10 protein-coding genes are annotated in these 8801 nt (G+C 68.1%); all 10 read right to left on the reverse strand.

Translation table 11 applies throughout. The features are described 5' to 3' along the window. Positions 1-27: 27 nt before the first annotated feature. A complete protein-coding gene (sbcB, locus tag CYU89_RS07650) occupies positions 28-1467 on the reverse strand; it encodes an exodeoxyribonuclease I (protein WP_296279934.1) in 1440 nt (479 codons plus the stop codon). Then, the gene (locus tag CYU89_RS07655) at positions 1464-2831 is read right to left on the reverse strand and encodes an FAD-dependent monooxygenase (RefSeq protein WP_296279936.1); all 1368 of its coding nucleotides are present in this window, start codon (positions 2829-2831) and stop codon (positions 1464-1466) included. Before CYU89_RS07655 ends, sbcB begins: the two co-directional genes overlap by 4 nt. Before the next feature lie 15 nt (positions 2832-2846). Further along, complete coding sequence (gene kynU / locus CYU89_RS07660) at positions 2847-4121, reverse strand: kynureninase (protein ID WP_296279938.1); 1275 nt, start codon at positions 4119-4121, stop codon at positions 2847-2849. A gap of 163 nt (positions 4122-4284) precedes the next feature. Beyond that, the gene (locus CYU89_RS07665; RefSeq protein WP_296279940.1) at positions 4285-5295 is read right to left on the reverse strand and encodes an amidohydrolase family protein; all 1011 of its coding nucleotides are present in this window, start codon (positions 5293-5295) and stop codon (positions 4285-4287) included. A gap of 79 nt (positions 5296-5374) precedes the next feature. Next, a complete protein-coding gene (locus CYU89_RS07670; protein ID WP_296279942.1) occupies positions 5375-5782 on the reverse strand; it encodes a hypothetical protein in 408 nt (135 codons plus the stop codon). Further along, a complete protein-coding gene (locus CYU89_RS07675; RefSeq protein WP_296279943.1) occupies positions 5766-6407 on the reverse strand; it encodes a nucleotidyltransferase domain-containing protein in 642 nt (213 codons plus the stop codon). The genes CYU89_RS07670 and CYU89_RS07675 overlap by 17 nt, the downstream gene beginning before the upstream one ends. Before the next feature lie 44 nt (positions 6408-6451). Continuing rightward, positions 6452-7000, reverse strand: coding sequence for a 3-hydroxyanthranilate 3,4-dioxygenase (locus CYU89_RS07680; RefSeq protein WP_296279946.1), 549 nt, complete (start codon positions 6998-7000; stop codon positions 6452-6454). 1 nt (position 7001) lies between these two features. Then, on the reverse strand, positions 7002-7433 hold the full coding sequence (locus tag CYU89_RS07685) for a RidA family protein (RefSeq protein ID WP_296279948.1): 432 nt from the start codon (positions 7431-7433) through the stop codon (positions 7002-7004). Continuing rightward, positions 7426-8100, reverse strand: a complete 675-nt coding sequence (gene can / locus CYU89_RS07690) for a carbonate dehydratase (RefSeq protein WP_296279950.1) — start codon at positions 8098-8100, stop codon at positions 7426-7428. Before can ends, CYU89_RS07685 begins: the two co-directional genes overlap by 8 nt. A 15-nt stretch (positions 8101-8115) precedes the next feature. Next, positions 8116-8801 (reverse strand): aldehyde dehydrogenase family protein (locus tag CYU89_RS07695; RefSeq protein ID WP_296279952.1); only part of this gene is annotated, 686 nt, incomplete at its 5' end.

An 8801-nucleotide genomic window follows, 5' to 3' on the forward strand; every position in this document is an offset into this window, starting at 1 on the left:
ACCGACAAGGCTGTCCTCGACCTGCCGCTACAGCCCGGCCTCGAGCTCGGCGCGCCATTGCTGAAGCCGGTCGAGCAGCGCCAGCTTGTCGGCATTGCCGGCCTGGCCCCGGCGCAGTTCGGCGACTTCCGCATCGAACTGGTCGAAGCTGTATTCGGACAGGCCGCTGTCCATCGCCAGGCGCCGGCGACGGTAGTCGTCCCAGCGCTGGCGATCGTCGGCGCCGAGGGTCTCCGGCCAATTGCGTGCCCGGTAGCGGAACAGCAGTTCCGGCAGCCGCGCATCGCGGAAGCCGAAATCGCGTTGGCCCAGCAGCGCGGGCGGGGTGGTGCGCACATCGGTGAAGCGGCGCTTGTCGGCGTCGGCGAGGAATCCGTCGTACAACGAGCCGTCGACGTCGCCGGCTTCGTAGGTGCGTTCCCGGGCAAACACCCGGCGCACGGTCTCCGCCAGTGCGGGGCCGGCGTCGCGCAGGATCGCGGCGTGGCGCTCGCAGCGCGCGGGGTCGATGCCCAGCCGGTCCATGTCCGCCGGCCGCAGGTGCGACCACGCGACCAGCGCCGGCGCGCGGTTCAGGTGGACTTCCTTCAGCGGGATGCGCTGCTCGCCTTCCGGAAGGTCGACGGCCGGCGTGTACAGCCGGTCCGCGATGTCGTCCGGCGACATCGTGAGCAGCGGCGTCGGGTCGCTGTCCAGGTCGAACACCACCATGCGGCTGTCGATGCGCGGGTGCCGGGCCAGCGGCAGCACCGGTGCGGCGCACAGCCGGTGCGCGGGATAGCGTTGCGATACATGCAGCACCGGCAACATGGCGGTCGTGTCCAGCAGGCGCGCGGCGAAGCGCTTGTCGCGCAGTTGCAGGGCGTAGTCCCACAGCCGCGGCTGCGCCTGCCGCATCAGGCGCGCCAGCCCGATGGTGGCGAAGACGTCCGACAGCGCCTCGTGCGCGTCGCCGTCGCGCACGCGGTTGGCCAGCGCCAGGTGCTCCAGTCTGAAAGATGTCGCGCCATCGTCGCGCTTCGGCCAGACGATGCCGTCCGGGCGCAGCGCATGCATCAGCCGCATCACGTCCAGCAGGTCCCAGCGCGAGTTGCCGCCGCGCCATTCGCGTTCGTAGGGCTCGTGGAAGTTGCGGAACAGGCCGTGCCGGACGAACTCGTCGTCGAAGCGCAGGCTGTTGTAGCCCAGCGTGCAGGTCTCGGGACGTCCCATCTCGTCGGCGATGCGGGCAAACGCCTCGGCCTCGTTGACGCCCTCGCGCAGCGCCTGCTGCGGCGTGATGCCGGTGATGAGCGTGGCGATGGGCGAGGGCAGCAGGTCATCCGCCGGCTTCACGAAAAAACTGACCGGCTCGTCGACCACCTCGAGCGCGGGCGTGGTGCGCACGGCGGCGAACTGCGCCAGCCGGCTACGGCGAGGATCGGCGCCGAAGGTTTCCAGGTCGTAGAAGAGGAAACTCGCGCTCACGCCACCGCATCCTCCAGGGTCGGCAGCAGCGCATGCACATCGGCATCGATCGCCGCCCAGTCGATGCCCTCGAGCGACGTGCGCCCGGCGGTATGGCGTACCAGCAGGTCGCGCTGCACGTGGCTGCGGTGCTGGGCCACGGCATACGGGATGCGCATGAAGCTGACCATCGCGTAGTGGGGCACGAAGCGCTGTGGATGGCGTTGCTGCAGCGCCAGTTCCAGCTCGCGCTGCAGCAGGAAGCCGCTGTCGTCGACCTTGTCGCGCATTTCCACGTAGTTTTCCAGCGCCATTTCCTGGATGGCGAGCGCGTTCGGCTTGCGCTCGGCCTCGAACGCGGCGAACGCCTGCGCCAGGTCGGAGGAGGCCTGCAGGTGGTGCGCCAGCGAGACGCAGTCCTCGAATGCGCAGTTCATCCCCTGGCCGTGGAATGGGACCATCGCGTGCGCCGCGTCGCCCAGCAGCACGGCCCGGTCGCCGAGATGCCAGCGGTCCAGGTACAGCGTGGCAAGCAGCCCGGTGGGATTGGCGTCCCAGTCCCGTTCCAGCTCGGGAATCAGCGGCACCGCATCGGCGAAGTCGCGCAGGAACAGCGCCTTGGCCTCGCGTCCGTTGCGCACACTGGCAAAGCTCGGGTCGCCTTGGTTGGGCAGGAACAGGGTCACGGTGAAGGTGCGTTCGTCGTTCGGCAACGCGATGCACATGTAGTGTCCGCGCGGCCAGATGTGCAGCGCATTTGGTTCCATCATGAAGGCGCCGTCGGCCGAGGGCGGGATCTCCAGTTCCTTGTACGAATGGTCCAGGAATTCCGTGCGTTCGCCGAGTTCTTCCCGTTGCTGCATCGCGCCGCGCAGGGAAGAGCCGGCACCGTCGGTCCCGACCAGTGCGGTGAACCCGACGGGATGGAGGCCCCCTTGTCCGTCGGCGAAGCGGGCGATGCGGGCATCGAAGTCGACGGCGTCCAGTCGGCGGTCGAAATGGATGTTAGCGCCGGCCTGTTCGGCGAGGTCCAGCAGCGTGATGTTCAGGTCGCCGCGATGGATCGACCAGATGACCTCGGCGTCGTCGCGGCCGTAGCGTTGCAGCTGCAGCCGCCCATCGAGCGCGTGCACCATGCGGCCGCGCATCATCACGGCCTGCCGCATCACCGCATCGTCGGCATCGGCCATGCGCAGCGCATGGCGGCCGCGCTCGGTCAGCGCGAGGTTGATGGATCGGCCTCCCGCGTAGCCCTGCACGCGGGGGTCGCCGCGCTTTTCGAACACGTCCACCCGCCAGCCGGCGCGGGCCATCAGCGTGGCCAGCAGCGCACCGGCAAGACCGGCGCCGATGAGGGTGATGTGTCGAGGCGTGTCAGTGCCCAAGCGCGCGTCTCCGGATCAGAATCCCCGCCACGTCTCGACCTCCTCGACGAAGCGGTGGACATCCATGTAGCGGTTGTAGAGCGGGGCGGGCGAGATGCGGATCACGTCCGGTTCGCGCCAGTCGCCGACCGTGCCGACGGAGAGCAGGTATTCGAACAGTTCCCGCCCGCGCTCCCGGCCCCCGATCACCCGCAACGACAGTTGCGCGCCGCGCTGGGTCGTGTCGCTGGGCGTGATGATCTGCAGGACATCCGGGAGTCGCGCCTGGATCAGTGCCTCCAGCAGGCCGGTGATCTTCAGCGACTTGCTGCGGATCGCCTCCATGCCGCCGGCTTTCTCGAACAGCTCGAGCGACGCGCGCAGTGGCGCCAGGCCCAGGATCGGCGGATTGCTGAGCTGCCAGCCCTCGGCACCCGGCGTCGGCACGAACTCCGGCGCCATGCGGAAGCGGGTTTCTTTCTCGTGGCCCCACCAGCCCGCGAAGCGCGGACGGTCGGTGTGGGCGTGGCGCGCATGCACGAAGCAGCCCGCCACCGCACCCGGACCCGAGTTGAGGTACTTGTAGTGGCACCAGACCGCGAAATCGACCTCGCTGTCGTGCAGGCGCAACGGTATGTTGCCGACGGCGTGGGCCAGGTCGGCGCCGACCACCGCCCCCTGCGCATGCCCGAGGCGCGCGATCTCAGCCAGGTCGAACGCCTGGCCGGTGCGGTACTGGATGCCGGGCCACAGCACCAGCGCCAGGCGCGGGCCATGCTCGGTGATGGCACGTTCGATTGCCGCCATCGACAGCGTGCCGTCGGGCTGGTCCGGCGCCACTTCGATCAGGTCGGTGGCGGGATCGAGCCCATGGAAGCGCACCTGCGATTCCATCGCATGCCGGTCGGAGGGGAACGCACCGGCTTCCATCAGGATCGCCGGCCGCTCTGCCGTGGGCCGGTAGAAGCTGACCATCATCAGATGCAGGTTGGTGGTCAGCGTGTTCATCGCCACCACCTCGGCCGGCTCGGCGCCGACCACCCGCGCCAGCGGCTCACGCACCAGCTCGTGGTACGTCATCCATTGCGCGTTGCCGGTGAAGTGGCCTTCGACGGCCTCGTTCGCCCACTTGTCCAGCACTTCGTTGAGATAGGTGCGCGCCCCCTTCGGCTGCAGGCCGAGCGAGTTGCCGCAGAAGTAGACCTGGTCGTTGTGCTTGTGGCGCGGGATCAGGAACTCGTTGCGGAGCGGACGCAGCGGGTCGGCGGCGTCGAGGGCGATGATGTGGGTGCGGGACAGCGGGTCGGTCATCGGGCTGGAGATGGTCGGTAGGTTGTGGGAGCGACATGAGTCGCGACCGTGGAGTGTCGGTGGAAATGACGCTGGATGGGCTGGTTTCCCACGGAAATACCGAGGGTCCTCGCAAGATCATGCCGTGCGGTCGCGAATGACGCCGCTCCTGCAGCGAGCACCCTCACAGGAACCTCGCGGCCGGCAAGCCGAGCCATTCCAGCGCGGTTCCGTGGTACAGGCGCGCCTGTTGCACCTCGTCCAGGCCCAGCGCGGCGATGCCGGCGCCCGGCTCCTGTTCGCCGAGCGGGAACGGGTAGTCGGTGCCGAGCATCACCCGCTCGTGGCCGACGGTGTCCAGCAGGTAACGCAGTGCGCGCGGATCGGCGACCCAGGAGTCGAAATAGACGCGGCCGAGGTAGTCGCGCGGGTTGCGCGGGTTATCGGTGGCGACGAGGTCCGGCCGCATGTTGAAGCCGTGTTCGATGCGGCCGATCGTGTAGGGAAAGCTGCCGCCTCCGTGCGCGAAGCACACCTTCAGCTGCGGCAGGCGCTCCAGCACGCCGCCGAAGATCAGGCTGCACGCGGCGCGCGACTGTTCCGCCGGCATGCCGACCAGCCAGGGCAGCCAGTACTTCTGCATCGAGGCCGCGCCCATCATGTCCCACGGGTGCACGAGGATCGCAGCGCCCAGCTCGCTGGCGGCCTGGAAGAAGTCGAACAGCTCCGGTGCGTCCAGGTTCCAGTCGTTGACGTGACTGCCGATCTGCACGCCCTGCAGGCCCAGCTGGTCCATGCAGCGCTCCAGTTCCTGCATCGCCAGGCGCGGCGACTGCAGCGGCACCGTCCCGATGCCGGCGTAGTGGCGCGGGTAGTCGCGGCAGGCCGCGGCGGTGTGGTCGTTGAGCGCCTGGTGCAGTTCCAGTGCGTGATGCGGCTTGGCCCAGTAGCTGAACATCACCGGCACCGTGCTGATCACCTGTACCTGCACGCCGAACTGGGCATAGTCGGCGATGCGTTCTTCCGGGTCCCACGTCTTGGGCCAGATTTCGCGGAAGAACTTGCCGTCCTTGTAGATGCGGTGGCGCCCGTCGTCGCCATGGTGGATCACCGGAAAGCGCAGATCGCCGTACTTGGCCGCGAGGTCCGGCCAGTCGCGGGGCAGGAAGTGCGCATGGGTGTCGATCTTCAGCATCGTCGGATTGTAGGGGCAGCCTGCCGGGGATTCGCGCTGCAGTGCCGCGATGTAACAGGAACGTGCGCGGCGTCAGCGTTCATCGTTCCAGCGCGTTGGAGACGCGTTCGCAGGCGGCGATCAGGTCGTTGACGAGCCGGCGGTCGACGTCCACGTGGCCTTCGTACTCGGCCAGGTTGCGCAGGTCGTGCGCCTTGGCCAACACGCGCCATACCTCGGGGCCAAGCCCCAGCGTGTGCGGCAATACCTGGAAGACGATGTAGCGGTGACGGGCACGGAAACCGGCGCGGCGCAGCGCTGCCAGGCTCAGCGCATGGGCGGCGTTGTAAGCCAGGTCGAAGCGGCTTTCCAGCGACAGGGCGTCGTTGTGCGCGTCGGCCAGGCGGGCCAGCCCAGAGCGCAGCAGGCCGGCGGTCTCCTTCTTGTCGGGCGGCTCGGGGCTGAGCGGTCCGCTGTGCGTAGCGAGTTTCTCAAGCGGGGAGGTCATCTTCGCCCCCGATCAGCCATTGCCGTGGCTGCTGCAGCACGCGGGTAACGAAGCTGTTGCCGGCGTCGAGGCGGGTGCGCAGCTCGTCGCGGTCATAGACGGTGGGATTGATCTGCCGGCTCAACCGTTCCGCCACCGGATGCAGGGTCAACATGAGCTCGGCGTAAGCGAGGTCGTCGGCGATCACCATCAGATCGATGTCGCTGCGGGCGGTGTCGTTGCCCTTGGCGACCGAGCCATAGAGGAAGGCGGCGTGGATGCGCGCGGCCAGCGGCGACAACGCCTCGCGCAGCGGCTCGGCCAGGCCGAAGGTCTTGCGGACGATGGAGACCAGTTCGTCGTGGATCGGTGCGTCGGGATTGGCGCGATAGCGCTTCTGGTTGCCGACGTGCTCGACGGTCAGCAAGCCGCTGCCCGCCAGCCGGGCGAGTTCGCGCTGGACGGCACCGCTACCGGCGCCGGTCGCCTGGATCAGCTCGTTGACGGCATAGCTGCGACCGGATTCGCCGAACAGGCAGGCCAGCACACGCTGCTGTGTGGTGGTGAACAGCGCGCCCGACAGACTGGCGGTGGCGTAGCGCGCCGCCGCTTCGCTGACTCTTCCGGATCGGGGGGGGTCGTTCATGCCCATATCGGGCACGATAATGCCCAGATTGGGCAAGCGCAAGCTCAGGTGATGTCGGCCTGAGAGTCCGCCTGCATCTCGTAGCGGCTGGGGCGGGGGTTCAGGTGGCCGCAGGCCTTGCAGGTGCGCAGGTCGTCGTTGCGGTAGAACGCCTCGAACACGCGGAAGAAGTCCTGCTCGATGTCGTTGAGGTGGAAGTACTCCTCGTAGACCTTTTCGTTGCACCGCTCGCAGAACCAAAGCAGGCCATCGTCCTCGTGCGACAGGCGCCTGCGTTCGATCACCAGCCCGACCGAGCCCGGCATGCGCTGCGGGGAGTGCGGCACGCGAGGCGGCAGCAGGAATATCTCGCCGGCGCGGATCGGAATGTCGCGCACGGCGCCCTCTTCCTGGATCCGCAGCACCATCTCGCCTTCCAGCTGGTAGAACCACTCCGGGCCTTCGTCCCAGTGGTAGTCGGTGCGCGCATTCGGTCCGCCCACCACCATGACGATGAAGTCGCCGTCGTAGATCACCTTGTTGCCGACCGGGGGCTTGAGCAGGTGGCGGTGCTCGTCGATCCAGGCCTGGAAGTTCAGCGGGTTCGGCAGCATGTCAGCGACGCTCCGGCACGTGCGCGACGCATTTCAGTTCGATGGCGATCGGGGTGGGAAGCGAACCGATGCCCAGCGTGGTCCGGCAAGGTGCCGTGGCCGGGTCGGGGAAATACTCTGCCCACACCGAGTTGTATCCCTTGAAGTCATGGACCAGGTCGGTGAGGTACACGGTCACGTCCACCAAATCGTCCCAGCGTGCGCCGCTGGCCTGCAATACCGCACGGACATTGGCGAAGACGGCCCGGCACTGCGCATCGATGTCGTAGCTCACCAAGCGCCCGTCCGCGTCGTGCACGTTGCCGACGATGGCGTTGGTCGCCGGATCGCGCGGACCGATGCCGGACAGGAACAGCAGGTCGCCCACGCGCCGCGCATGCGGGTAGTGCCCGACCGGCTTGGGCGCGCCGGCGGCCTGCACCACGTCACTCATCGCGCTTGCCCTTGGGCGGCACGCCGGCGAGGGCGCGCTGGTAGGCGGGTTGCAGGTCGTCCGGGGCTGAGACGTCCATGCCGAGTTCGCGCACGCGGCCGTCGAACAGGCTGTAGACCCAGCCATGGATCGCCAGCGGCTGCCCGCGCGCCCAAGCGTCCTGCACCACGGTGGTCTGGCAGACGTTGAAGACCTGCTCGATGACGTTCAGTTCGCACAGGCGGGCATGGCGCAGGGACTCGGTGTCGACCTGCTCCAGCAGGTCGGCGTGCTTCATCGCCACGTCCGCCACGTGCCGCAGCCAGTTGTCGGCCAAGCCGACGCGCAGCCCGGTCATCGCCGCGTGCACGCCGCCGCACCCGTAGTGGCCGACCAGCAGGATGTGCTCGACCTTCAGGATGTCGACGGCGAACTGGACCACCGACAGTGCGTTGAGATCGCCGTGCGACATGACGTTGGCGATGTTGCGGTGGACGAATACCTCGCCGGGATCCAGGCCCAGGATCTGGTTCGCCGGCACGCGCGAATCGGAGCAGCCGATCCACAGGTAGCGCGGCGACTGTTGTTGCGACAGCCGCTTGAAGAAGCCGGGATCCTCCCGCTTGATGCGGTCGGCCCAGTCGCGATTGTTCTGCAGCAGTTTTTCGAGTTCGGAAAGGTCGGACATTCGGTTCGATGATCCTCAGCGTAGTGCCACGCAGACATTCTTGGGTTCGGTGAAGAAACGCATGGCCTCCAGGCCGCCTTCGCGGCCCAGGCCGGACGCGCCGGTGCCGCCGAACGGCGTGCGCAGGTCGCGTGTCATCCAGGTGTTGATCCAGACGATGCCGGCGCGCAGCTGCGCGGCCAGGCGGTGGGCGCGGTCCAGGTCGCGCGTCCATACAGTCGCGGCCAGGCCGTAGTCGCCGGCGTTGGCGAGCGCCAGCGCGTGCGACTCGTTCTCGAAGGGCTGCAGGGTGACGACTGGACCGAAGATCTCTTCGCGGTTGGTGGTGGCCTCGGGCCCCAGCCCGTCGATCACTGTTGGCGCGATATACCAGCCCGGCCTGTCCAGGGCATGTCCGCCGGCGAGAACGCGGCCACCCTCGAGGCGGGCCCGCTGGATGCAGGCCAGGACCTTGTCGAACTGCACCTGCGAGGCCATCGCCCCCAGGCGCGTCGCCGGATCGTCCAGCGGTCCGGCGTGCAGGTCCCGCACGCGCTCGAGCAGCGCGTCGCGGAACTCGTCGTGGATCGCCTGTTGAACCAGCAAGCGCGAGCCGCACAGGCAGATCTGGCCGGCATTCTGGAACGCAGAGCGGAGCAGGGTGTCCAGGTGCGCACGCCAGTCGCTGTTGGCGAACACCAGCGTGGCGTTCTTGCCCCCCA

This window comes from Pseudoxanthomonas sp., assembly GCF_002863005.1.
Taxonomy (GTDB): domain Bacteria; phylum Pseudomonadota; class Gammaproteobacteria; order Xanthomonadales; family Xanthomonadaceae; genus Pseudoxanthomonas_A.

Coding starts and splice junctions, on each gene's coding strand:
- CYU89_RS07685 (WP_296279948.1), bottom strand. CDS start 7,433: ATGAGTGACGTGGTGCAGGCCGCCGGCGCGCCCAAGCCGGTCGGGCAC.
- CYU89_RS07670 (WP_296279942.1), bottom strand. CDS start 5,782: ATGACCTCCCCGCTTGAGAAACTCGCTACGCACAGCGGACCGCTCAGC.
- CYU89_RS07675 (WP_296279943.1), bottom strand. CDS start 6,407: ATGAACGACCCCCCCCGATCCGGAAGAGTCAGCGAAGCGGCGGCGCGC.
- can (WP_296279950.1), bottom strand. CDS start 8,100: ATGTCCGACCTTTCCGAACTCGAAAAACTGCTGCAGAACAATCGCGAC.
- CYU89_RS07680 (WP_296279946.1), bottom strand. CDS start 7,000: ATGCTGCCGAACCCGCTGAACTTCCAGGCCTGGATCGACGAGCACCGC.
- CYU89_RS07665 (WP_296279940.1), bottom strand. CDS start 5,295: ATGCTGAAGATCGACACCCATGCGCACTTCCTGCCCCGCGACTGGCCG.
- kynU (WP_296279938.1), bottom strand. CDS start 4,121: ATGACCGACCCGCTGTCCCGCACCCACATCATCGCCCTCGACGCCGCC.